Source organism: Wolbachia endosymbiont (group B) of Ennomos erosarius, assembly GCF_964026905.1.
Lineage (GTDB): Bacteria > Pseudomonadota > Alphaproteobacteria > Rickettsiales > Anaplasmataceae > Wolbachia.
The window spans coordinates 579,646-603,351 of sequence record NZ_OZ034708.1; the positions used below are offsets into that span (position 1 = coordinate 579,646).

Annotated in this window: 17 protein-coding genes and 10 pseudogenes; 16 read left to right on the forward strand and 11 right to left on the reverse strand. The window is 34.2% G+C overall.

Annotated elements, in window-relative coordinates; translation table 11 throughout:
- Positions 1-115 precede the first annotated feature (115 nt).
- Positions 116-1,000 (forward strand): IS982 family transposase, encoded by an 885-nt coding sequence (locus AAGD95_RS02985; RefSeq protein ID WP_410542086.1) that lies wholly within the window; start codon positions 116-118, stop codon positions 998-1,000.
- Positions 1,001-1,131: 131 nt separating this feature from the next.
- Here the strand turns inward: AAGD95_RS02985 and AAGD95_RS02990 are convergent.
- Positions 1,132-1,398, reverse strand: a pseudogene (locus tag AAGD95_RS02990) (DUF6444 domain-containing protein); the annotation flags it as partial.
- A gap of 164 nt (positions 1,399-1,562) precedes the next feature.
- Between AAGD95_RS02990 and AAGD95_RS02995 the strand changes: the two are divergent.
- A pseudogene (locus AAGD95_RS02995) lies at positions 1,563-1,715 on the forward strand (IS4 family transposase); the annotation flags it as partial.
- A 113-nt stretch (positions 1,716-1,828) separates the two neighbouring features.
- Here AAGD95_RS02995 and rho read toward each other — a convergent pair.
- Both rho and AAGD95_RS03005 read right to left on the reverse strand, forming a co-directional pair.
- The gene (rho, locus tag AAGD95_RS03000) at positions 1,829-3,232 is read right to left on the reverse strand and encodes a transcription termination factor Rho (RefSeq protein WP_265034621.1); all 1,404 of its coding nucleotides are present in this window, start codon (positions 3,230-3,232) and stop codon (positions 1,829-1,831) included.
- Between the two features lie 192 nt (positions 3,233-3,424).
- A complete protein-coding gene (locus AAGD95_RS03005) occupies positions 3,425-4,033 on the reverse strand; it encodes a cell cycle transcriptional regulator TrcR (RefSeq protein ID WP_265026455.1) in 609 nt (202 codons plus the stop codon).
- Positions 4,034-4,363: 330 nt separating this feature from the next.
- On the opposite strand from AAGD95_RS03005, the gene AAGD95_RS03010 reads away from it, so the two are divergent.
- The gene (locus AAGD95_RS03010; RefSeq protein WP_341818794.1) at positions 4,364-6,172 is read left to right on the forward strand and encodes a peptidylprolyl isomerase; all 1,809 of its coding nucleotides are present in this window, start codon (positions 4,364-4,366) and stop codon (positions 6,170-6,172) included.
- Positions 6,173-6,435: 263 nt separating this feature from the next.
- Positions 6,436-6,630, forward strand: a pseudogene (locus AAGD95_RS03015) (IS982 family transposase); the annotation flags it as partial.
- 14 nt (positions 6,631-6,644) lie between these two features.
- Here the strand turns inward: AAGD95_RS03015 and AAGD95_RS03020 are convergent.
- Positions 6,645-7,495: pseudogene (locus AAGD95_RS03020) on the reverse strand (IS982 family transposase).
- Between the two features lie 101 nt (positions 7,496-7,596).
- Here AAGD95_RS03020 and AAGD95_RS03025 point away from each other — a divergent pair.
- The 5 genes and pseudogenes from AAGD95_RS03025 to trpS all read left to right on the forward strand — a co-directional run.
- Positions 7,597-7,968, forward strand: a pseudogene (locus tag AAGD95_RS03025) (transposase); the annotation flags it as partial.
- A gap of 99 nt (positions 7,969-8,067) precedes the next feature.
- Positions 8,068-8,388 carry a 30S ribosomal protein S16 gene (gene rpsP / locus AAGD95_RS03030; RefSeq protein WP_341818795.1) on the forward strand — a complete coding sequence of 107 codons (321 nt, stop codon included), beginning with the start codon at positions 8,068-8,070 and terminating at the stop codon, positions 8,386-8,388.
- Positions 8,389-8,398: 10 nt separating this feature from the next.
- Positions 8,399-9,385: a polyprenyl synthetase family protein gene (locus tag AAGD95_RS03035; protein ID WP_341818796.1), complete on the forward strand. Its 987-nt coding sequence runs from the start codon at positions 8,399-8,401 to the stop codon at positions 9,383-9,385.
- 61 nt (positions 9,386-9,446) lie between these two features.
- On the forward strand, positions 9,447-9,992 hold the full coding sequence (locus tag AAGD95_RS03040) for a nucleotide exchange factor GrpE (RefSeq protein ID WP_320157462.1): 546 nt from the start codon (positions 9,447-9,449) through the stop codon (positions 9,990-9,992).
- 40 nt (positions 9,993-10,032) lie between these two features.
- Positions 10,033-11,037 (forward strand): tryptophan--tRNA ligase, encoded by a 1,005-nt coding sequence (gene trpS, locus AAGD95_RS03045; protein ID WP_341818797.1) that lies wholly within the window; start codon positions 10,033-10,035, stop codon positions 11,035-11,037.
- Between the two features lie 205 nt (positions 11,038-11,242).
- Here the strand turns inward: trpS and AAGD95_RS03050 are convergent, their stop codons facing one another.
- Entirely contained in the window at positions 11,243-11,431 is a 189-nt protein-coding gene (locus tag AAGD95_RS03050; protein WP_341818798.1) for a hypothetical protein, read from the reverse strand.
- A 15-nt stretch (positions 11,432-11,446) separates the two neighbouring features.
- Between AAGD95_RS03050 and AAGD95_RS03055 the strand changes: the two are divergent.
- A pseudogene (locus AAGD95_RS03055) lies at positions 11,447-12,013 on the forward strand (IS982 family transposase); the annotation flags it as partial.
- 15 nt (positions 12,014-12,028) lie between these two features.
- On the opposite strand, the gene AAGD95_RS03060 reads toward AAGD95_RS03055, so the two are convergent.
- Positions 12,029-12,880, reverse strand: a complete 852-nt coding sequence (locus tag AAGD95_RS03060) for an IS982 family transposase (protein WP_410542089.1) — start codon at positions 12,878-12,880, stop codon at positions 12,029-12,031.
- Positions 12,881-13,134: 254 nt separating this feature from the next.
- Between AAGD95_RS03060 and recG the strand changes: the two genes are divergently transcribed.
- Positions 13,135-15,156 (forward strand): ATP-dependent DNA helicase RecG, encoded by a 2,022-nt coding sequence (recG, locus tag AAGD95_RS03065; RefSeq protein ID WP_410542085.1) that lies wholly within the window; start codon positions 13,135-13,137, stop codon positions 15,154-15,156.
- A 229-nt stretch (positions 15,157-15,385) separates the two neighbouring features.
- On the opposite strand, the gene AAGD95_RS03070 is transcribed toward recG, so the two are convergent.
- On the reverse strand, positions 15,386-15,523 hold the full coding sequence (locus AAGD95_RS03070; RefSeq protein WP_341818800.1) for a hypothetical protein: 138 nt from the start codon (positions 15,521-15,523) through the stop codon (positions 15,386-15,388).
- Positions 15,524-15,538: 15 nt separating this feature from the next.
- Between AAGD95_RS03070 and AAGD95_RS03075 the strand changes: the two are divergent.
- A pseudogene (locus tag AAGD95_RS03075) lies at positions 15,539-15,910 on the forward strand (IS982 family transposase); the annotation flags it as partial.
- 12 nt (positions 15,911-15,922) lie between these two features.
- Here the strand turns inward: AAGD95_RS03075 and AAGD95_RS03080 are convergent.
- A pseudogene (locus AAGD95_RS03080) lies at positions 15,923-16,791 on the reverse strand (IS982 family transposase).
- 85 nt (positions 16,792-16,876) lie between these two features.
- On the opposite strand from AAGD95_RS03080, the pseudogene AAGD95_RS03085 reads away from it, so the two are divergent.
- Positions 16,877-17,362 (forward strand): annotated as a pseudogene (locus tag AAGD95_RS03085) (IS982 family transposase); the annotation flags it as partial.
- A 68-nt stretch (positions 17,363-17,430) separates the two neighbouring features.
- Here AAGD95_RS03085 and AAGD95_RS03090 read toward each other — a convergent pair.
- Complete coding sequence (locus AAGD95_RS03090; protein WP_341818815.1) at positions 17,431-18,324, reverse strand: RluA family pseudouridine synthase; 894 nt, start codon at positions 18,322-18,324, stop codon at positions 17,431-17,433.
- 314 nt (positions 18,325-18,638) lie between these two features.
- On the opposite strand from AAGD95_RS03090, the pseudogene AAGD95_RS03095 reads away from it, so the two are divergent.
- Together AAGD95_RS03095 and AAGD95_RS03100 are read left to right on the forward strand one after the other, a co-directional pair.
- Positions 18,639-19,489 (forward strand): annotated as a pseudogene (locus AAGD95_RS03095) (IS982 family transposase).
- Positions 19,490-19,558: 69 nt separating this feature from the next.
- Positions 19,559-19,804 carry a hypothetical protein gene (locus tag AAGD95_RS03100; RefSeq protein WP_341818801.1) on the forward strand — a complete coding sequence of 82 codons (246 nt, stop codon included), beginning with the start codon at positions 19,559-19,561 and terminating at the stop codon, positions 19,802-19,804.
- A 3-nt stretch (positions 19,805-19,807) separates the two neighbouring features.
- On the opposite strand, the gene AAGD95_RS03105 is transcribed toward AAGD95_RS03100, so the two are convergent.
- Positions 19,808-20,545 (reverse strand): glutamine synthetase, encoded by a 738-nt coding sequence (locus AAGD95_RS03105; protein ID WP_341818802.1) that lies wholly within the window; start codon positions 20,543-20,545, stop codon positions 19,808-19,810.
- 325 nt (positions 20,546-20,870) lie between these two features.
- Here AAGD95_RS03105 and dnaA point away from each other — a divergent pair, with 325 nt between their 5' ends.
- Positions 20,871-22,253, forward strand: a complete 1,383-nt coding sequence (gene dnaA, locus AAGD95_RS03110) for a chromosomal replication initiator protein DnaA (protein WP_341818803.1) — start codon at positions 20,871-20,873, stop codon at positions 22,251-22,253.
- A 49-nt stretch (positions 22,254-22,302) separates the two neighbouring features.
- On the opposite strand, the gene AAGD95_RS03115 is transcribed toward dnaA, so the two are convergent.
- Positions 22,303-23,556 carry a metallophosphoesterase gene (locus tag AAGD95_RS03115; RefSeq protein ID WP_341818804.1) on the reverse strand — a complete coding sequence of 418 codons (1,254 nt, stop codon included), beginning with the start codon at positions 23,554-23,556 and terminating at the stop codon, positions 22,303-22,305.
- Positions 23,557-23,706 lie beyond the last annotated feature (150 nt).

Sequence of the window (23,706 nt, forward strand, 5' to 3'; positions counted from 1 at the left end):
TATAGCAATTTCTATGCTCTTTTATAAAAGAATATTTTACTCTTTTTCTTTGGCAAAATATCCCAGGGCTTTTTTTAAAATGTCTCTTTCTCTTCTTAACGCGAATTCTGGATTAATAGATGAGGTTAACCATGGAAGATATAACAAACTGTTTTGTTTGGTCGATGATTTTTGCAGAGATATAGAGAAAAATTTTGCAGGTAAACTACTGCCAAATGGTAAAAAACCCACAAGAACAACGGAAATTGAGCACTCCGAAATCATGACAATAATCCTGCTATATCAACAATCTCCGTGTAAAAATTTCAAAACTTTCTATCTACATTACCTAACGTTGCTCTACAAATCAGAGTTTCCAAAGTTGCCTTCATATACCAGGTTTGTTGCTCTAAAGCCTAGGGTTTTGTGGCATTTAGCAATGTTGTTGCATTGGCTTTGTGGACAGTCAGAAAACACTGGAATTTCATATATAGACACAACTCCCATTGCAGTTTGTCATGCAAAAAGAATATCCAAAAACAAAGTTTTTGCTGGAATTGCAAAATTAAGCAAGAGTACTTACGGCTGGTTTTTTGGTTTCAAATTACATATGGTAATCAATGAAAATGGTGAAATTCATTCACTTACGCTAACAAAAGGCAATGTTGATGATAGGATACCTGTGCCAAATCTGACGGAAAAATTAACCGGCCTTTTGTTTGGTGACAAAGGTTATATTGCAAAAGAGCTTTTTCAGAAGCTGTTTGACCGAGGTTTGAAACTTGTTACCAAGGTGAAAAAAGGTATGAAAAATGCATTGATTTCGCTAAATGAGAAGATTTTACTGAGAAAAAGGTCTATCATTGAGACTGTTTTTGGTTACCTAAAAAATAGACTAGAAATTGAACACACTCGCCATAGATCCCCTGTTAATTTTTTGGTTCATATCTTTTCTACTCTCATTTCCTATTCCATCAAATCCAAAAAGCCTTCTATTTCCTATACTTTCTTCCTTCCTTAATCCAGAATTCGCGTTATAAGTATAAATTTTCCTCATACTGCTGTTGCTTAGTACACTCTTTGAACGCGAATTCTGGATTAAAGGAGAATAGAAAAGGCAAGAAAACAGGGTAACCTCATCTATTAATCCAGAATTCGCGTTTTTATCACCTCATCTGCATCCATTTTGGCGCGAAAACTTCCTTTATGACCAACCTGACCGCCAATATTCCTTTCTCTTTTCGGCTTATTCTTTTTTATTTTATACAACTCTTTGGAACTTGGTATTGATGAATTTTTTGAGCTTAAACCGAGTCTTTCTCTTAACTCAGCGTTTTCTATCTTCAATGCCTTACTTTCTGCTTTTAAAATTTCATTCTATTTTTCCAATCTTTCTATTTTTGCTTCTAACCTTTCTATTTTTTGCTGTAAATTTTTGCAAAGTTCTAAAACATGTTACCTCACTTTCGCTCTATGATTGTCTTTTTAGACTACCTTGTCTACCTTATTTGCCACTCCGCTGAACGGATACAAGTTACGACTGCTTAGTTCTTTATTCATTTTCACAATCCGTGAACGGTTACTTGTTTTTAGCGTTAAGCAGCAAAATTAATAATTTGAGAATTTTCCTGAAAAAACTTACCACAGACTGGTCATAATTTTCTGTGAAAGACAGATATAGAAAAACTAGAATATCCACCTTAAGTTCATTGAATTTTCTTACCTTTGCTTCTTAACTTGATGCGTATGAACGCTCCCTAAGTTCGCCATTGCCTGAACGGATACAATTATTTTAACTATAAGAGCGTTTTACTTTTTACTCAGCATATCCATCATAACTGGCTTACTTTTAGTGATTCATGGAGTTAAAAAAGTCAGCGTTGCTCTTTGTTAAAAGTAGTTTATCACGTAAAAATTCCATTGCTTCAACAGATCCCATAGGATTAAGTATTCTACGCAACACCCATATTTTATTTAGTATAGCCTTATCAACTAATAGCTCTTCCTTCCTTGTTCCGGATTTTGTAATATCAATAGCTGGAAATATACGTTTATCAGAAAGTTTTCTATCAAGTATGATCTCAGCGTTTCCTGTACCTTTAAACTCTTCAAAAATCACTTCATCCATTTTTGAACCAGTTTCTATAAGGGCTGTAGCGATGATTGTCAAAGAACCACCATTTTCAATATTACGAGCCGCTCCAAAAAAACGCTTTGGTCTCTGCAGTGCGTTTGAATCCACACCACCAGTTAGAACTTTCCCAGACGAAGGAATAACAGCATTATAGGCACGTGCAAGTCTAGTAATATTGTCAAGTAGAATTACCACATCTTTTTTATGCTCAACCATTCTTTTAGCTTTTTCTATTACTATTTCAGCAAGCTGTACGTGACGGTAAGCAGGCTCATCGAACGTAGAACTTACTACCTCACCTTTTACAGAACGTATCATATCTGTTACTTCTTCAGGTCTTTCATCTATAAGTAACACTATTAATTCTACTTCAGGGTGATTTATAGCTATAGAGTTAGCCATTTGCTGAAGCAATACAGTTTTTCCTGTGCGAGGTGGAGCAACTACTAACGCTCTTTGCCCTTTTCCAAGAGGAGCTACTATATCTATAGCACGCATGCTTAAGCCTTTTTTATCATCACCATTATTACACTCAAGTACTATGCTTTCCTCAGGATAAAGAGGAAGCAAATTATCAAAATGGACGTACTTTCTTAATTCACTTACTTCAGTAGAGTTTATACTTTGAACCTTAGTTAAAGTAAAATATCTTTCTTTATCACCAGGTGGCCTTATTTCTCCATATGCCATATCTCCTGTACGTAAATTAAACTTCTTTATTTGCCCGTTAGAAATATAAACATCATCGGTACTTGGGGCATAATTTGCACTTGCTGAACGTAAGAAACCAAAACCATCAGGCAATATTTCCACTATTCCACTCCCTGTGGTTATGCCTCCTTCTTCACTCATTTTCTTCATTAAGCTGAATATTATTTCCTGCTTTAGCATTCTACCATTGTTTTTACCGTTAGTTAAAATTTTTCTTTCTTCAGCTAACTCCAACAATTCTTCTGCTGTTTTCTCTTTTAATTCGCTCAGATCTAATGTTTTTCTGTTTTTTTCAGTACCTTCATTAGCTATCTGGTTTACTGTATCGTTATTGTGAACTCGTTCACTTGTTTCAGGTTGAGCTGTAACTTTTCCTTTTGCTAAAACATCTTCATTGATTGTTGTCATAATCCTCCAAAAATTTTAATTGATGCTTACTAACCTAAAATGTGACTACAAGATAATAAATTAGGCTGAGCTAGTTTTATTGCGTATTAAGCTTAATTATCATTAAACCCCGTACTTTACTTATATTATACTAATAAACACTAGCAAGTCAAGTTAATTTAATGTTAACAAAGCACAAAAATTTGAGGATTTTCAATAGCTATTCTTTATATTTTTTAACCTTTCTTGCTTCTCTTCTTCTACTTTTGCTTTTTCCACTTCTGCTTCTAAATTTTCTTGGCTACATAAGCCAAGTAGTACAGGATCTTGGGGTTTTATATTTTGCATGTTATGATGAGATCCATCTCTTATCTGCTCAACTGTGTAATTTGTTGTACTAATTAATTTAGCTATAACGTTATTGTCCAAGATAGGAAATTTTTTTACTAGATAATAAATCGCATCAGGTTTATCTCTACGCCTTGCCGTAGAAGCAAAGCCAAGAATGTTACCAATCGCCTTACTCCTTTTTTTTATATTTTTTATAATCAAATTTGGTACACGATTTGGATTTTTTTTGCAATCATCGATTTCTTTTTCAGTAATTATCCCAGAAATAATAGGGTTATATTTTTCAACTTCTATTTCCTCATCAGCTATGTCTTGTACTTCTTCAAGGGCCAACCTGCAGCATTGTGCTATTTGATTAAAAGTTAAACCAGTGTTGTCTACTAACCAAGCAGCTATTTGCATTAGAAACTGTTTATTTCTATCGTTATTGCCCTTAGAAGATTCCATTGACATCAAAAAAGCATCTCCCATTTAAAGTATCCCTTACTGTTATACAGAGCTAAAATATAAACTATTAAAACTAAAAAAGCATTAATTTTGTCATTCAATAACTTTTGTTTGTCACTTCCTACCTCTGAAGTTAATTAAATGCGCTTACCTTTAAACATATTTCAAACAAAATATTTCCCCTTCTTAAGGTATAGTATAACTCAGTTAAATATATGTTTCTATTTAAGATTAGAGAGTTAAATTTTAAGTTAATATATTGTAATATTATATATATTAGCTAATAAAGCAACAGGTTTACAAGCATTAAATTATCACTATTCTATAATTAACCATTAATTAACTGAGTTTAAAATGAATGTTAAAAATTTTTTCACTAAAGTAACCGTTGTCCTTTTAGCTTGCTTGTTAATCTTCATGGGAATTGGCAACCTTTTATCAGGTGATGATGAAAAAGAAGAGGTAGCTAGGGTTGGAAAAGAAGTTATAACGTCAGATGAGTATAAATCACTATATCAAAATTATGAAAAGCAAATTTCTGGATCTGATGCGAGTAGAGAACAAGTAAAAAAGCTGAAATATGATTTGCTTAACGCACTTATAGAGCAAAAACTATTGTTTAACCTAATTAGTGAGCTGGGGTTGACAGTTGGAGAAGAGTCTATAAAAAACCATATTAAAAACACCAAGTACTTTCAGAATGATAAAGGCGAATTTGACAAAAATAAATTCCATGAAACGCTAAATGACCTGCATATGACAGAGAAAGAGTATATAGCAAAGCTAGAGAAAGTCCTGCCTGCAATGATGTTCATGACTTCGTTATTTAAAGATAATTATCCGGTAACTTTTGGCGAGAGAGTTGATGAGCAGATATACAAAAGTCGCTACCAAACTAGAGTAGTGGATATTGTTAAAATAACTGAAGATGCAGTTACAAACATTCCTGAACCAGATGATCAAGCCTTACTTGATTTGTACGAAAGAAATAAATCCCATTTTTATTATCCTGAGTATCGAACTGCACAATATATTTCCTTAGGCCAAAAGTATTTTGAAGATCAAATCAAGATCTCAGATGAAGAAGTTGATGGTATAATAGAACAACAGGAACTAAAAGATCAAAGAGATATATTCAATGTAATATTTTCTACCAAAGAAGAAGCTGAGACAGCAAGAAGAGCATTTGAGGAGGGTAAAACAAGCTTTGAACAGATAGTAGAAGAGTCTGGCAAAGCAGAGCTTGAGGAAACTAGAGTAAATAATATAACTAAGGATTTTTTACCAGAAGATGTGAGGGAAAAGGTATTTGCTCTCAAAGTAGGTGAAGTAAGTGAAGTTTTAGCAAGCAGTTTTGGTTGGCACATAATAAAAGTGGAAGGGGCGCATCAAATCTCTGATGAAGACTTAGCTGATTTAAAAAAAGATATAAAGTCAGTTTTAACTAACCAAAAGTCTTTTGAAAGAGTCAATGATTTCATAAACCAAGTGAACTATAAGATATACAATGGTTCAACAATTGAAGAAATATTGAGTGAATATAATTTACCTATACAAACTATTGGTCCAGTAGATGCGAATGGAAAAGATCAAAACGGTAATAACGTAGGAGATTCTAGTGATTTGATTTCTTTCATTTTTTCGCGAGAAAAGGAGCAGAAAGGTTATTTTAAGGGCGTTGGGGACGCTGTTGTTAGTGTAAAAATCATTGATATCGTTCCACCCAAATTGCAAAGTTTTGAAGAAGGCAGGGCATTAGCGGTAGAGCTTTGGTGTAGTGAGTTTATAAAAGAAAGAATGTTTAAAATTGGGCAAGAGGTTGCAGTTCAACTAAGAGAAAAAACAGATTTGGAAGAAATTCAAGGTGTGGAATTAGTTAAAGGTCAGCAGATGCACCGCAATGAAGTGGATCAACAAAACTACCCCTTTTCTTTTGTAGAAGAGATTTTCAATATGAAAACAACTGGTTCAGTGACAGACCCTATTCAATACAATAATGAAATTATAATAGGTGTTCTAAAAGAAATGCATTCATCAAATGGTAAATTAAACACGCTTGACACCGGAAAACGTGTGATGATATCGCTAAAAGAGCAATTAATTAGCTATCTGGAATCAAAGTATAAAGTCGAAGTTAATCACGCTATACTTGATGATATATAGCCAGATAAGAATTAAATCCTTATAAGAACCTGTTTTACCTCAAACGCATCCAGTGCTCCGAACTTGGACCCAGAAACTTACTAAGTGGCTGCATGATGCAAACTAGATTCCAGTGCCCGGTGCTGGAATGACACCCTACATTATTGGTAATTATATTATAAACGCGAATTCTGGATTAAAGGAGAATAGAAAAGGCAAGAAAACAGGGTAAACTCAGCAGTTATAAAAAAACAGATGAGGTTAACCATGGAAGATATAACAAACTGTTTTGTTTGGTCGATGATTTTTGCAGAGATATAGAGAAAAATTTTGCAGGTAAACTACTGCCAAATGGTAAAAAACCCACAAGAACAACGGAAATTGAGCACTCCGAAATCATGACAATAATCCTGCTATATCAACAATCTCCGTGTAAAAATTTCAAAACTTTCTATCTACATTACCTAACGTTGCTCTACACGCGAATTCTGGATTAAGGAAGGAAGAAAGTATAGGAAATAGAAGGCTTTTTGGATTTGATGGAATAGGAAATGAGAGTAGAAAAGATATGAACCAAAAAATTAACAGGGGATCTATGGCGAGTGTGTTCAATTTCTAGTCTATTTTTTAGGTAACCAAAAACAGTCTCAATGATAGACCTTTTTCTCAGTAAAATCTTCTCATTTAGCGAAATCAATGCATTTTTCATACCTTTTTTCACCTTGGTAACAAGTTTCAAACCTCGGTCAAACAGCTTCTGAAAAAGCTCTTTTGCAATATAACCTTTGTCACCAAACAAAAGGCCGGTTAATTTTTCCGTCAGATTTGGCACAGGTATCCTATCATCAACATTGCCTTTTGTTAGCGTAAGTGAATGAATTTCACCATTTTCATTGATTACCATATGTAATTTGAAACCAAAAAACCAGCCGTAAGTACTCTTGCTTAATTTTGCAATTCCAGCAAAAACTTTGTTTTGGATATTCTTTTTGCATGACAAACTGCAATGGGAGTTGTGTCTATATATGAAATTCCAGTGTTTTCTGACTGTCCACAAAGCCAATGCAACAACATTGCTAAATGCCACAAAACCCTAGGCTTTAGAGCAACAAACCTGGTATATGAAGGCAACTTTGGAAACTCTGATTTGTAGAGCAACGTTAGGTAATGTAGATAGAAAGTTTTGAAATTTTTACACGGAGATTGTTGATATAGCAGGATTATTGTCATGATTTCGGAGTGCTCAATTTCCGTTGTTCTTGTGGGTTTTTTACCATTTGGCAGTAGTTTACCTGCAAAATTTTTCTCTATATCTCTGCAAAAATCATCGACCAAACAAAACAGTTTGTTATATCTTCCATGGTTAACCTCATCTGTTTTTTTATAACTGCTGAGTTTACCCTGTTTTCTTGCCTTTTCTATTCTCCTTTAATCCAGAATTCGCGTTAACAAAAGGCAATGTTGATGATAGGATACCTGTGCCAAATCTGACGGAAAAATTAACCGGCCTTTTGTTTGGTGACAAAGGTTATATTGCAAAAGAGCTTTTTCAGAAGCTGTTTGACCGAGGTTTGAAACTTGTTACCAAGGTGAAAAAAGGTATGAAAAATGCATTGATTTCGCTAAATGAGAAGATTTTACTGAGAAAAAGGTCTATCATTGAGACTGTTTTTGGTTACCTAAAAAATAGACTAGAAATTGAACACACTCGCCATAGATCCCCTGTTAATTTTTTGGTTCATATCTTTTCTACTCTCATTTCCTATTCCATCAAATCCAAAAAGCCTTCTATTTCCCATACTTTCTTCCTTCCTTAATCCAGAATTCGCGTTATAAGGTGCAAAAGTTGTATAATTCATTTGACTTAAAACGGCTCATTGTATAAAATTGTGACTAATATATGAATAAAGGTTAACATGGCAGTTAAAATAAGGTTGGCAAGGTTTGGCGCAAAGAAACGCCCTTTTTATAGGATAGTTGTAGCTGATTCACGAGCACCAAGAGATGGGCGTTTTATTGAGAAAATAGGACAATATGATCCAATGTTACCAAAAGACAATAAAAATCGTGTTGTGGTGAAGGCTGATAGATTAAAACATTGGCTAAGCGTAGGCGCGCAAGCAACTGAAAGAGTACTATGGTTCATTAAAAAAGGCATAGTAACTTTAGAAACAGAACCAAAGAAAACAGAAAAGAAGAAAGCAGAGAACGAGAAAGCACAAGGGCAAGAGGCATAAGTCTCTTAAAATGCTAAATACTGATTTAACAAACAGCGATAAATTAGACGATGTCGTATCTTCTGATTTATCAGCTATGAAGGACTTTATCTTCAAAAATGTCAATGATGAAGATGCTAAGCTTGCTACTGATATTATATCTCATCTTGTTAGGTCAGGTGGAAAAAAAATAAGGCCTAAACTAGTTTTTATTATATGTAAAATGCTAAACTATTCTGGGGAGAATAGGATCAACGTTGCTGCATCGGTAGAGTTTATACACAATGCTACTTTACTTCATGATGATGTGCTCGATGAAAGTGAGGCACGCCATGGAGTTAAAACAGCGAATAAGATTTGGGGAAATAAATCAAGCATTTTAGTTGGTGATCTATTGTTGACTCTAGCATTTAGATGGCTTATAAAGTGTGGAAATTTAAATATTCTCTCTATTTTATCTAAAGCATCGCATTTACTTGTGAAGGGTGAAATAAAGCAGATGACAACACGTTTTGATCCCCACACAGTCAGGGAAAATTATTTTGATATCATTGGAGAAAAGACAGCATCTTTATTTTCTGCATGCTGTGAAGCTGCATCTACAGTATCTGGTGCAACAAATGACGAAACAGAGAGGCTAAAGAATTTTGGTTTTAATTTTGGTATGGCATTTCAAATAGTTGATGATATGCTCGATTATACTGCTAATCAAGGCACTTCTGGAAAACAAGTCGGAAAAGACTTTTTCGAAGGTAAAGTCACCTTACCTGCTATTATAGCATACGAAAAGGGCAGTCCAGCAGAGCAAAAATTCTGGGAAAAATGCTTTTCTTCAGCTAGAGACAATTTTGACCAAGCATTACACTATATTAATCACCATAATGCCATTCAGCTTTCTATGGAAAAAGCTAGACACTACATTAATATGGCGCTAAATAATATTAGTACTTTTTCTGATTCTTTTTATAAAACTACTTTAATTGACTTTTTAAATGCGAGCATAGAAAGACGAATGTAGCTAGCGCTTGATATTTTCAGATTAATTGCTATATATTTATTAGATTCTTAAGGGTAATAATATGTCAGACAGCAGTAAAGAGAAAAAGAAGAAGTTTACCGATATGGTAAGTGGGCAGAAAGGTGACGACCAACAAAGTGATAACCATAAGCAAACTGATGATTTAAATGAAGATCTCAATACATTAAAAGAACGTGCAGCTCAGCTTGAAGATCATTTACGCCGTGCTGTTGCAGATAATGAAAACGTCAAACGTATAATGCAAAAGCAAATTAGCGATGCAAGTGACTACGCAGTCACAAAGTTTGCACGTGATATGATCGACTCGTGCGACAATTTAAAAAAAGTAATAGAAATTTTGAAAGACGGTGATCCTGTTCATGAAGGAATCAAAGTAGCGCATCAAAAAATTATAAATGATCTAAAAAAACATGAAATAGAAGAAGTAGACCCACTTGGTGAGCTTTTTGACAGTAATTTACACCAAGCCGTTGTGGAAAGAGAGGACGATGAAAAAGAGCCTGGCACTATTATAGAAGTATTACAAACTGGTTATACTATCAAAAATAGGTTGCTCCGCCCTGCAATGGTTATTATTTCTTGCTGATTGTGGAAACGATTAGCAAAACGCATAAGGTACATGTGTAATGACAAGTATTGTCTTTTCAGGTATCCAGCCAAGTGGCGTACTACATTTAGGTAATTATCTTGGTGCAATCAAACAGTGGATAGACTTACAGGATAAATACAAATCTCTTTTTTGTATTGTCGACCTACATGCAATCACAGCAAATAAGCTTCCCGCAAGTGAATTAAAAAGTAATATTTTCAAAACAGCAGCAGCTTATATTGCATGTGGAATAGATCCAGAAAAGTCCATTATTTTTAATCAGTCCACAGTTAGTAGTCATGCAGAACTGGGCTGGCTGCTTGGGTGCTATACACCAATTGGTTGGCTTAATCGCATGACTCAATTTAAAGATAAAGCTGGCAGCGATAAACAAAAAGCCTCTCTTGGATTATATAGTTATCCAGTACTTATGGCTGCAGATATATTGTTGTATCAAACTAAATACGTTCCTGTTGGTGATGATCAAAAACAGCATTTGGAGCTTGCACGTGATATTGCATCAGCTTTTAACAATCATTATAAACTGGATTATTTCATCGTACCTGAAATCTTAACTTTGGATTGCACATCAAGGATAATGAGCTTAAGAGATGGTACAAGCAAGATGAGTAAATCTGACCCTTCAGAACATTCGTGCATTAACCTTGATGATACAGATGACTTAATTGTTAAAAAAATAGAAAAAGCAAAAACAGATTCAATTCTAGGCTTTGATTTTGCTACTTTAGAGTGCCGACCAGAAATAAGCAATTTGATAAACATTTATTCAGTGCTTAGTAATTTAAATGTGGAAAAAGTGTGTGAAGAAGTGAACAAACATGACATGAAACACTTCAAAAAAGAGTTAGCTGATTTAATTATCAGTGTTATGTCACCCATACGTGAGGGGATGAATGATCTTTTAAAAGACCAATTCCATTTACATGAAATATTAAAAAAAGGCACAAAGAAAGCAGCAGAAATTGCAACCCATAATATAAAAGAAATCAAGGATATTATTGGATTTGCTCAATATTTGTAAGGTTCCAAAGTGTAGGTATAAATAAATCAGGAAATTTTGTTCACTTTTTTTGTCATCTAAGTAGCTGACACTGGAATAGCTTTGTTGCATTGCTAGCTATGATGGATTAAAGATAAAAAAGATAGAGAATATCAGTAGCTTATTATTCTGGTATTTATAACAAGAACGGTCAGTGAATACCTAAATTTGAGTAAAAGAAATTTCACTACCACTCACTAATCCGGCTAAAATTCAAGAATTTCAATGCTTTAGCTATTTTCAATAGAATTAAGTTTATTAATACAAATAACAAATTACTATTCTTAAAACGCGAATTCTGGATTAAAGGAGAATAGAAAAGGCAAGAAAACAGGGTAAACTCAGCAGTTATAAAAAAACAGATGAGGTTAACCATGGAAGATATAACAAACTGTTTTGTTTGGTCGATGATTTTTGCAGAGATATAGAGAAAAATTTTGCAGGTAAACTACTGCCAAATGGTAAAAAACCCACAAGAACAACGGAAATTGAGCACTCCGAAATCATGACAATAATCCTGCTATATCAACAATCTCCGTGTAAAAATTTCAAAACTTTCTATCTACATTACCTAACGTTGCTCTACAAATCAGAGTTTCCAAAGTTGCCTTCATATACCAGGTTTGTTGCTCTAAAGCCTAGGGTTTTGTGGCATTTAGCAATGTTGTTGCATTGGCTTTGTGGACAGTCAGAAAACACTGGAATTTCATATATAGACACAACTCCCATTGCAGTTTGTCATGCAAAAAGAATATCCAAAAACAAAGTTTTTGCTGGAATTGCAAAATTAAGCAAGAGTACTTACGGCTGGTTTTTTGGTTTCAAATTACATATGGTAATCAATGAAAATGGTGAAATTCATTCACTTACGCTAACAAAAGGCAATGTTGATGATAGGATACCTGTGCCAAATCTGACGGAAAAATTAACCGGCCTTTTGTTTGGTGACAAAGGTTATAACGCGAATTCTGGATTAAGGAAGGAAGAAAGTATAGGAAATAGAAGGCTTTTTGGATTTGATGGAATAGGAAATGAGAGTAGAAAAGATATGAACCAAAAAATTAACAGGGGATCTATGGCGAGTGTGTTCAATTTCTAGTCTATTTTTTAGGTAACCAAAAACAGTCTCAATGATAGACCTTTTTCTCAGTAAAATCTTCTCATTTAGCGAAATCAATGCATTTTTCATACCTTTTTTCACCTTGGTAACAAGTTTCAAACCTCGGTCAAACAGCTTCTGAAAAAGCTCTTTTGCAATATAACCTTTGTCACCAAACAAAAGGCCGGTTAATTTTTCCGTCAGATTTGGCACAGGTATCCTATCATCAACATTGCCTTTTGTTAGCGTAAGTGAATGAATTTCACCATTTTCATTGATTACCATATGTAATTTGAAACCAAAAAACCAGCCGTAAGTACTCTTGCTTAATTTTGCAATTCCAGCAAAAACTTTGTTTTTGGATATTCTTTTTGCATGACAAACTGCAATGGGAGTTGTGTCTATATATGAAATTCCAGTGTTTTCTGACTGTCCACAAAGCCAATGCAACAACATTGCTAAATGCCACAAAACCCTAGGCTTTAGAGCAACAAACCTGGTATATGAAGGCAACTTTGGAAACTCTGATTTGTAGAGCAACGTTAGGTAATGTAGATAGAAAGTTTTGAAATTTTTACACGGAGATTGTTGATATAGCAGGATTATTGTCATGATTTCGGAGTGCTCAATTTCCATTGTTCTTGTGGGTTTTTTACCATTTGGCAGTAGTTTACCTGCAAAATTTTTCTCTATATCTCTGCAAAAATCATCGACCAAACAAAACAGTTTGTTATATCTTCCATGGTTAACCTCATCTGTTTTTTTATAACTGCTGAGTTTACCCTGTTTTCTTGCCTTTTCTATTCTCCTTTAATCCAGAATTCGCGTAGATAGTATAATAATACATAAAAATGATTAATAAGTCAATAAATATTTTATGTAAACGCAAGTTCTATGATAGCAAACAGTGCATGGCTTGACCATAAGGTGACAAGATTTTAAAAAGGCTCTATAACAGTTTTACACATGTATGAATCTCAATGAGCAATCAGATTTTTCTAAATAGCAGGCTGGAGAATATACCTAAATTTCATTCCACAATATTGCCTAAACTTTGTGTTGGGGACAAAGTGGTGGACCTGCTATTTTATAGGCCACTTAGTTATGTAGACAGAAGTAAGTCGCTATCTGATGCTCAAGTTGGAGAATTTACAACTTTCATGGCAAAAGTTTATGAACATCAGCCTCCCACTTTGAGAGGTAGACCATATAAAATAGTCGTTGAAAGTGAGAGTCAGTATATATTCATAGTCTTTTTTAATTACTCAGTTAAGTATTTATATAAACTATTTCCAATTGGAGCTTCTGTAATCATCAGTGGTAAACTCGAAAAGTTTGCTGAACATTGGCAGATTACTCACCCAGATTACGTGTCGCTTGACATCAACCAATTTAAAGAAATAGCTCGCATAGAGCCAGTCTATCAATTATGCCGTGGCATTACTAATAAGAGCATTGGGAACATAATAAGCTCTAACCTGAAAGAATTGCCTGATTTGCCAGAGTGGATAGATGATACATTAATCAAGCAAAAAAAATGGCTAAGTTGGAGGGAAAGCATCATAAAGTTGCACAGACCAAGCTCATTGGCGGAAGCCGAGGTTTGTAGAAAAAGGCTTGCTTATGATGAATTGTTTGCGTATCAGCTAGCACTGAAACTTGCAAGAGAAAATCATGTAAAAGAAAGGGGAAGAGAATTTATAGTATTGAGTAAATATAAAGAGCAAGTTTTAAATGAATTATCGTTTCAATTAACAAACGATCAAATTCGTGCAATAGATGAAATTTCAGAGAGGCAAAAATCCAAGTACCGCATGATAAACTTGCTGCAAGGTGATGTTGGTAGTGGCAAAACCGTAGTTGCACTTTTTGCGATGCTAAATGTGGTAGAAAACAACATGCAGGCAGCTCTAATGGCACCGACTACTATCTTGGCGGAGCAACATTATAATTGGATTGAGGAAGTTTTATCCTGTACCGATATAAAAGTTGCGCTGCTTACTGGTAAAACTTCGCGCAAGGAAAGAAAGATTATCATGAACGAACTTGCAAGTGGTGTTTTAAATATAGTAATTGGCACTCATGCACTATTTCAAGCTAACGTTACATTTAAAAATTTAGGGCTTGCAGTCATAGACGAGCAACAGCGATTTGGAGTGATGCAGAGAAATCGCTTGGTAGGAAAAGGAGAAAATGCCGATATACTTTTCGTTACTGCAACTCCCATTCCAAGAACCTTGCAGCAAGCTATGTATGGTGACGTTGAATGTTCAATTTTGAAAGAAAAACCAAAATCCAGATTGCCAATAAAAACTGTAACTATGAACATTAGTAGGGTGCCAGATGTTATTGAAAAGCTAAAAGGTGCTATAAACAGGGGCGAAAAAGCATATTGGATTTGTCCATACATAGAAGAAAACGAAGAGACCAATATTGCAGCAGCAGAGATGCGTTTTCAGGAATTACAAAAAACATTTTTTGATAAAGTTAGCATAATACACGGAAAATTGACTCAGGAGCAGAAAGATCAAGTTATGTTTTCCTTCAAAAGAAATGAATTTTCTCTGCTTGTTGCAACCACTGTGATAGAAGTTGGTATAGATGTACCAGATGCAACCATTATGATTATAGAAAATGCAGAGCAATTTGGGTTATCGCAATTACACCAATTAAGAGGCAGAGTAGGACGAGGAAACAAGCCATCTTTTTGTGTATTATTATACGATAATTTAAGTAAAAGCTCATCTTCAAAGTTAAAGATCATATGTGAGTCACAGGACGGATTTTACATTGCTGAAAGGGACATGATGCTAAGGGGCAGTGGAGATATTTTAGGCACAAAACAATCAGGATGTATGGAATTTAAATTTGCTGATTTATATCAGGACAGAGAGCTGCTCAATCTTGCGTATAATAACGCAAAAGGCGCAATGGCTGATTTTGAATTACTGCTTGATATATTTGAATATAGAAGTAGATTACATTTTTCAAAATTTCAGTAGGAAAACCAGGTAGCCCGCAGAAACGAAAAAACTTACTTGACACATTTTGCCAGCCCCTTTATCATAAAAGTTAAATGCTCAAATGGATATGCATATAACCTTCATGCTGATGATATTTTAATTTCTGCAACTAAGGCGTTTAAGGAATTAGGAAGAGATGGAATGTTCCTATATAAAATGGAAGATGACAATTATCAATCAGTGTTTGTAAGAAAGAATGATGCTATACTTACGTTCTATCCTGACTTAACACCAAAATGTGATAACAAGAGTACTTATAACGCGAATTCTGGATTAAAGGAGAATAGAAAAGGCAAGAAAACAGGGTAAACTCAGCAGTTATAAAAAAACAGATGAGGTTAACCATGGAAGATATAACAAACTGTTTTGTTTGGTCGATGATTTTTGCAGAGATATAGAGAAAAATTTTGCAGGTAAACTACTGCCAAATGGTAAAAAACCCACAAGAACAACGGAAATTGAGCACTCCGAAATCATGACAATAATCCTGCTATATCAACAATCTCCGTGTAAAAATTTCAAAACTTTCTATCTACATTACCTAACGTTGCTCTACAAATCAGAGTTTCCAAAGTTGCCTTCATATACCAGGTTTGTTGCTCTAAAGCCTAGGGTTTTGTGGCATTTAGCAATGTTGTTGCATTGGTTTTGTGGACAGTCAGAAAACACTGGAATTTCATATATAGACACAACTCCCATTGCAGTTTGTCATGCAAAAAGAATATCCAAAAACGCGAATTCTGGATTAAGGAAGGAAGAAAGTATAGGAAATAGAAGGCTTTTTGGATTTGATGGAATAGGAAATGAGAGTAGAAAAGATATGAACCAAAAAATTAACAGGGGATCTATGGCGAGTGTGTTCAATTTCTAGTCTATTTTTTAGGTAACCAAAAACAGTCTCAATGATAGACCTTTTTCTCAGTAAAATCTTCTCATTTAGCGAAATCAATGCATTTTTCATACCTTTTTTCACCTTGGTAACAAGTTTCAAACCTCGGTCAAACAGCTTCTGAAAAAGCTCTTTTGCAATATAACCTTTGTCACCAAACAAAAGGCCGGTTAATTTTTCCGTCAGATTTGGCACAGGTATCCTATCATCAACATTGCCTTTTGTTAGCGTAAGTGAATGAATTTCACCATTTTCATTGATTACCATATGTAATTTGAAACCAAAAAACCAGCCGTAAGTACTCTTGCTTAATTTTGCAATTCCAGCAAAAACTTTGTTTTGGATATTCTTTTTGCATGACAAACTGCAATGGGAGTTGTGTCTATATATGAAATTCCAGTGTTTTCTGACTGTCCACAAAGCCAATGCAACAACATTGCTAAATGCCACAAAACCCTAGGCTTTAGAGCAACAAACCTGGTATATGAAGGCAACTTTGGAAACTCTGATTTGTAGAGCAACGTTAGGTAATGTAGATAGAAAGTTTTGAAATTTTTACACGGAGATTGTTGATATAGCAGGATTATTGTCATGATTTCGGAGTGCTCAATTTCCGTTGTTCTTGTGGGTTTTTTACCATTTGGCAGTAGTTTACCTGCAAAATTTTTCTCTATATCTCTGCAAAAATCATCGACCAAACAAAACAGTTTTGTTATATCTTCCATGGTTAACCTCATCTATTTTTTATAACTGCTGAGTTTACCCTGTTTTCTTGCCTTTTCTATTCTCCTTTAATCCAGAATTCGCGTCAAAAACAAAGTTTTTGCTGGAATTGCAAAATTAAGCAAGAGTACTTACGGCTGGTTTTTTGGTTTCAAATTACATATGGTAATCAATGAAAATGGTGAAATTCATTCACTTACGCTAACAAAAGGCAATGTTGATGATAGGATACCTGTGCCAAATCTGACGGAAAAATTAACCGGCCTTTTGTTTGGTGACAAAGGTTATATTGCAAAAGAGCTTTTTCAGAAGCTGTTTGACCGAGGTTTGAAACTTGTTACCAAGGTGAAAAAAGGTATGAAAAATGCATTGATTTCGCTAAATGAGAAGATTTTACTGAGAAAAAGGTCTATCATTGAGACTGTTTTTGGTTACCTAAAAAATAGACTAGAAATTGAACACACTCGCCATAGATCCCCTGTTAATTTTTTGGTTCATATCTTTTCTACTCTCATTTCCTATTCCATCAAATCCAAAAAGCCTTCTATTTCCTATACTTTCTTCCTTCCTTAATCCAGAATTCGCGTTTATTGTAGTTGCAGTAAATCTTAATTTCAAAACCAATAAGTTGATTTTATACTTCAAAAATCAGGTGAACCTTTCTTAGGTATATTTTCAAACTCACCAATTAAAGTTTTTATATCTTGCGGTAAATCAGAGACAAATTCCATGTATTCCTTACTTTTTGGGTGGTATAAGCCCAGTGTATAAGCATGTAGTGCTTGTCTATTGAAATTACGAATAAAACTAGAGTTTTTAGCATATTTTGTGCTTTTACTACTATTTTTTCCGTAAACTTGATCACCAACTATGGAATGTCCTATGTGGCTCATGTGGACTCGAATTTGGTGTGTTCTGCCTGTCTCTAAAGTGCATTTAACGAGGCTTACTTGTCCTATAACTTTTTGCACTAAATAGTGAGTGATTGCTAATTTGCCTGTGATTTTTGTTACACACATCATTTCTTTATTACCGCGTTTGGGAGCAATGTTAGTTTTTATTGTGCTTTGCTGAGAAGATAATATTCCCCAAACTACTGCTAAATATTCTCGCTTTATTTTACGATTTGATAACAATTCAGACAAAAACCCATGGGCTCCTTCATTTTTTGCAATTACCATTAGCCCACTGGTATCTTTATCGAGTCTATGAACAATTCCTGGTCTTATATCAAGGTGAGCGATAACTGCGTTCAAGAGTGTATCATTGTTTGTTCCAGCACCTGGGTGCACTGTTAATCCACTTTGTTTACTCAGAACTATAATGTCCTCATCTTCATAGACGATATCAAGTTTTATGTCATAATTAGGCTCAATTGATGTGGATATGTCAGGTTGAACGAGATGTACTATATACTCTTCACCTGGTTTTACTATGTGGTCATTACTAATTATCGGTGTGCCAAGTAATTTTACCTGCTCATTTTGTATCAATCTTTGAGCTTTACTGCGTGATATGTTGCACTTTTCAGCTATGTAGATATCTAGCCTTAATTTCTCTTTATCATTATTAACACTTAAGGTTATTACTGAGTGATCTATAGTGACTTACCCCGCGCCATTTCCCATGCTGCTTGAACATTTAGGTCTGTAAACATTGGCCCTACCCAGAAAAAGTAGAGAGAAAGTTAAGACAATTTTGTCATGAAAATGATGAATCAAAAAGTTCAGGAATGCAATAGTTAATAACGCGAATTCTGGATTAAAGGAGAATAGAAAAGGCAAGAAAACAGGGTAAACTCAGCAGTTATAAAAAAACAGATGAGGTTAACCATGGAAGATATAACAAACTGTTTTGTTTGGTCGATGATTTTTGCAGAGATATAGAGAAAAATTTTGCAGGTAAACTACTGCCAAATGGTAAAAAACCCACAAGAACAACGGAAATTGAGCACTCCGAAATCATGACAATAATCCTGCTATATCAACAATCTCCGTGTAAAAATTTCAAAACTTTCTATCTACATTACCTAACGTTGCTCTACAAATCAGAGTTTCCAAAGTTGCCTTCATATACCAGGTTTGTTGCTCTAAAGCCTAGGGTTTTGTGGCATTTAGCAATGTTGTTGCATTGGCTTTGTGGACAGTCAGAAAACACTGGAATTTCATATATAGACACAACTCCCATTGCAGTTTGTCATGCAAAAAGAATATCCAAAACAAAGTTTTTGCTGGAATTGCAAAATTAAGCAAGAGTACTTACGGCTGGTTTTTTGGTTTCAAATTACATATGGTAATCAATGAAAATGGTGAAATTCATTCACTTACGCTAACAAAAGGCAATGTTGATGATAGGATACCTGTGCCAAATCTGACGGAAAAATTAACCGGCCTTTTGTTTGGTGACAAAGGTTATATTGCAAAAGAGCTTTTTCAGAAGCTGTTTGACCGAGGTTTGAAACTTGTTACCAAGGTGAAAAAAGGTATGAAAAATGCATTGATTTCGCTAAATGAGAAGATTTTACTGAGAAAAAGGTCTATCATTGAGACTGTTTTTGGTTACCTAAAAAATAGACTAGAAATTGAACACACTCGCCATAGATCCCCTGTTAATTTTTTGGTTCATATCTTTTCTACTCTCATTTCCTATTCCATCAAATCCAAAAAGCCTTCTATTTCCTATACTTTCTTCCTTCCTTAATCTAGAATTCGCGTAAAAAGAACTGAAACTGAGCTAGAAGAAATAATGAGGAAAAGAGCAGAAGAAGAAATGAAAAATGGATTACCTAAACATATGGACCTTGACGGTAACTCACTTGCTGGGGCTGATGATACAAGTCAGACTAAATACGCAACGAACTATATGAATTTAATGCGATCCCCTCCTATGCATATGAATGGATGTTACCAAGAAATCAAAGAACCTACCAAGGCTCCGAGGACTTTTTTCAGTGATAACTTAATGAGAATGCCAGAGCAGCTAACTATGGAAGGTGTTGTTAACCAACGTGATTAGAGTTTATATTAAACTCTCCATCTCATATTGAGGATCAGATGCAATGCCATACACTCTATTTGGCGGAGCAATTTTGTTCTCTATACCAAAAACTATACCTTCAATTATTGCTGTGAGTACTTTTTCAAGGTTACAGTCTGCTCCAGGAACACGGTGCTCTAGGCGGCATCTTTTGGAATCGTTGCCAAAATAGGGAATTCTTATCGCAGCAGTTCTGTTATTTACTCCCCAACTAATCGTAGTTGGAGTGTGAATATCCGGGTACTGAAATCTTAAATATGAATCATCATTTGGAGCAAAAAACAACATATGTTTTTTCATCATTGTGCATAATCCACCAATACTGTGAATCAGATAGTCACTGTACTTTTGCTCATTGATATAAAATAGGTTATCGTTATTTGAATTCACGAGATTAACATGCACATTTAATGCACTGCCTGCTCTATCCAAATAGGGCTTTGCTTTAAAAGAAACATTCCCGCCTAGTTTTTGTGCTACTTCAGTAAGTGATTGTTTTGCTAACTCAAAATGCTTAATTAAATTGTCGGAGTTCGTATAACAACCACTTTTTATCTCATATTGATGTGTAGAATTCTCCTTCTCGCAAGAAAATTCAAGAAATGCTATTTTATTTTTGATGCTATTCAGAAATAAATATTCTTTTTCTATTCTTTCAATGTAAAACTCTAGTTCAATACCGAATACAGCATAACAACTCAAATTACTTAATATAATCATAAATTTGCTTCAGTAAATCTATATTAGGTTAGCTATATTTATATGAATACTTTACTTATTTGCCAGTAAATTTAACATCTTATTTATACATAATGTATTACTATTTTTAATAGCACGCTTCTAATCCTCGATACAAGCGACATTTACAAATTTTTCATTTCTTTGAAATAAAAATGATCAATTTTAGTGTTTTTATACCCTTTACAACCCATCAAAAATCACCATAATTTTTAGTATGTATTAAGTAGTATTAGCTTTTCATTTTGCAGTAAGCTATTGATTGTCTTATAATTTTCTAATTATTGCTTTTTTCTTGGTGTGGTATATGAACTTAACTAGCCCTAAGGTTTCTACTATGTTTTTTGATCAGATTATTACAGTAACGGATCACAATGTTACTTGGGAAAAAATCCAAAATTGTCTTTATAATCTTTATGGAGAAGCAACATATAACAGCTGGCTGAGTTCGCTAAAATTTATCAGTAGCAGAAATGAGGAAGTGCTTTTATCCGTGTCAACAAGGTTTATAAAAGAGTGGATTACAGTTCATTACATGAAAAAAATACTATCATTATGGCAAAGCGAAGATAAAAGTATATGTTCTATTGATATTCAAGTAATTGAGGAAAGGAATTCAAATTCTAATGTTATACTAAAAAACAGAGAGGAAAGTAATCATAATCTTGGTTCACCACTGGATCCCAGATTCACTTTTGATAATTTTGTGGTAGGAAAGTCAAATGAATTAGCATTTACGGCGGCAAAGCGTGTGGCAGGATCTATAGATCCAATATTAGGCAGCAATCCTTTGTTTCTATATGGTGGAGTGGGACTTGGTAAAACACATCTAATGCATGCTATAGCTTGGCACATAGTCAATTCCCCATCAGAAAAAAGAAAAGTAGTATATTTATCAGCAGAGAAATTCATGTACCAATATATTACAGCGCTGCGAAGCAAAGATATTATGTTATTTAAAGAGCAATTTAGATCAGTAGATGTATTGATGGTAGATGATGTGCAATTTATCAGTGGTAAAGATAGTACACAAGAAGAATTTTTTCACACTTTCAATGCATTGATAGACCAAAATAAACAATTGGTTATATCAGCTGATAGGTCTCCTAGTGATCTTGATGGAGTGGAAGAAAGAATAAGATCACGACTCGGTTGGGGGTTGGTGGCAGATATTAATGAAACAACTTTTGAATTAAGGCTTGGTATATTGCAGGCAAAAGTGGAGCAGATGAATATGTATGTTCCGAAAGATGTCCTAGAGTTTTTAGCAAGGAACATAAAATCTAATATAAGAGAATTAGAAGGAGCATTAAATAAGATTACCCATACCTCATTAATTGGAAGAAGTATGACGGTAGAATCAGCTAGTGAAACCCTAATCGATCTTCTTAGGTCAAATCATAGGTCAGTCACAATAGAAGAAATACAAAAGAAAGTAGCTGAATTTTTCAATATAAAGGTTGCAGATATGCAATCCAATAGAAGGCTTCGCAGTCTTGCAAGGCCAAGACAAATAGCTATGTATTTTGCCAAAAAATTTACGCAAAAAAGCCTACCAGATATTGGGAGAAACTTTGGTGGCAGAGACCATGCTACTGTTATACATGCAGTAAAACAAGTAGAAAATTTTATAAAGACCGACTCAAAATTTGCTGATGAAATCAATCGATTAAAAAAGATGTTTAAGTAGCGTTTTTAAAATAGCTAATAACAAATCCTAAAATGAATCGACTATAGTTTTAATCCGTTTTGAGTTTAAAATCTTCCGTTAGCTTCGCAGAATACATTTCCTTATTGTGTTGATTATAGAAGGTAAATTTGTGATCATCTAAGTTTAGTATTGCAAAGCCAAAGCCAAAAAAGTTTCTAACCTCGTGTGCTAAGTAGTTTTTACCATTTGAATAGTCAAATTCTACATTTTGATAAACAGATTCTTGATCTTGAGCGTGTAATGATGCACCACCGTTTCCAACTATAATTTGGTCTGGAACATTATCCATTAATAAAATCTGGGCTATGTGAATGTGGCCAGAAACTATGGTAGTAACATTGCTTGGAAATTTATCTCCAAAAGCTTCAATTTGTGTAAGATTACCATGGCTTTTTAATGTCAAAAATTCTTTTTTTGGAGATCTCCAAAGCGGTTTATGAGTTAAAAACCACATGGGCTTGTCAGAACTATTTTGTATCAATTTATCAAATTGCCTCTCAAAAGCATCAATTGTGCTTTGGGTTGTAAAAATATCCTCACCGGATGAAGAGTCGAAGATAAAAAATTTCATCGGTCCAGCATCTAAGGACCAACTAGAAACGAAGTTTCCACATTTTTCAGACGAAAAGGGGTATGAATCTAGATACCTGAACCATCCTTCATAAGCTCTATCACAACTCTCATGGTTTCCACGAACAAAAAGAAAAGGGGATTGTGATAAAATATCCTTTGCAGGCTCAAACCAATCAGCGTACCAAACTTCTTTATTATATCCATAAATATCGCCACACTTTTTTGTATTTCTACATTTTGTTTGTCTATAATGATAATCACCAACATGGATAATTAAATCTGGTTTATGAAGGGCGATTGAATCTAAATTTTTTTTTAAAGGCCAGCTATCTACCGAATTACATTCCTGCTGAAATAACATATTTATTCTACAACCCGTGTCACCAATAAAAGCAATTTTATTAACCTTTTCTGGTAATATAGGAACTCGTAGATCCTCAATACTAATGTTTTTGGCACTTGTTTGTACTGTCAGTTCACAAACTGTTTCGTTATGATCACCATTGTTAATCGAGCTGCGATTCAGCATTTCTGTTTCCTCGCCATCGACATAAACAATGGGACACATGTCATTCTCTGTAATTGCACGTATGCTTAATTTATTTTCTGGGATAACTTGAGACCATGTGTATAATATTTGTGCATGGACGAAATGAAAGCTAGTTATAAGAGAGAGAGCTAAAAAAATAAAGATATTAGCTATATTCATTTGTATAAAAACCTAAGTTAAAAATTAGTAGTAAGGTTATTTTAAATGATTAAAATTTATAATCACAAAATTCACAATCAAATTATACAGGTAATTTCTAAATTATTCTAGTATCAGATTGACACTCTAGATGAAAAATTCTAAAATGAT

What these genes read in the sequence shown, in the direction of transcription:
- AAGD95_RS03035 (WP_341818796.1), top strand. Translation starts at nt 8,399, where the DNA reads ATGCTAAATACTGATTTAACAAACAGCGATAAATTAGACGATGTCGTA.
- AAGD95_RS03050 (WP_341818798.1), bottom strand. Translation starts at nt 11,431, where the DNA reads ATGGTTAACCTCATCTGTTTTTTTATAACTGCTGAGTTTACCCTGTTT.
- AAGD95_RS03100 (WP_341818801.1), top strand. Translation starts at nt 19,559, where the DNA reads ATGAAAAATGGATTACCTAAACATATGGACCTTGACGGTAACTCACTT.
- recG (WP_410542085.1), top strand. Translation starts at nt 13,135, where the DNA reads ATGAGCAATCAGATTTTTCTAAATAGCAGGCTGGAGAATATACCTAAA.
- rho (WP_265034621.1), bottom strand. Translation starts at nt 3,232, where the DNA reads ATGACAACAATCAATGAAGATGTTTTAGCAAAAGGAAAAGTTACAGCT.
- rpsP (WP_341818795.1), top strand. Translation starts at nt 8,068, where the DNA reads ATGGCAGTTAAAATAAGGTTGGCAAGGTTTGGCGCAAAGAAACGCCCT.
- AAGD95_RS03115 (WP_341818804.1), bottom strand. Translation starts at nt 23,556, where the DNA reads ATGAATATAGCTAATATCTTTATTTTTTTAGCTCTCTCTCTTATAACT.
- dnaA (WP_341818803.1), top strand. Translation starts at nt 20,871, where the DNA reads ATGAACTTAACTAGCCCTAAGGTTTCTACTATGTTTTTTGATCAGATT.
- AAGD95_RS03005 (WP_265026455.1), bottom strand. Translation starts at nt 4,033, where the DNA reads ATGGGAGATGCTTTTTTGATGTCAATGGAATCTTCTAAGGGCAATAAC.
- trpS (WP_341818797.1), top strand. Translation starts at nt 10,033, where the DNA reads ATGACAAGTATTGTCTTTTCAGGTATCCAGCCAAGTGGCGTACTACAT.
- AAGD95_RS03105 (WP_341818802.1), bottom strand. Translation starts at nt 20,545, where the DNA reads ATGATTATATTAAGTAATTTGAGTTGTTATGCTGTATTCGGTATTGAA.
- AAGD95_RS03070 (WP_341818800.1), bottom strand. Translation starts at nt 15,523, where the DNA reads ATGGTTAACCTCATCTGTTTTTTTATAACTGCTGAGTTTACCCTGTTT.
- AAGD95_RS03010 (WP_341818794.1), top strand. Translation starts at nt 4,364, where the DNA reads ATGAATGTTAAAAATTTTTTCACTAAAGTAACCGTTGTCCTTTTAGCT.
- AAGD95_RS03040 (WP_320157462.1), top strand. Translation starts at nt 9,447, where the DNA reads ATGTCAGACAGCAGTAAAGAGAAAAAGAAGAAGTTTACCGATATGGTA.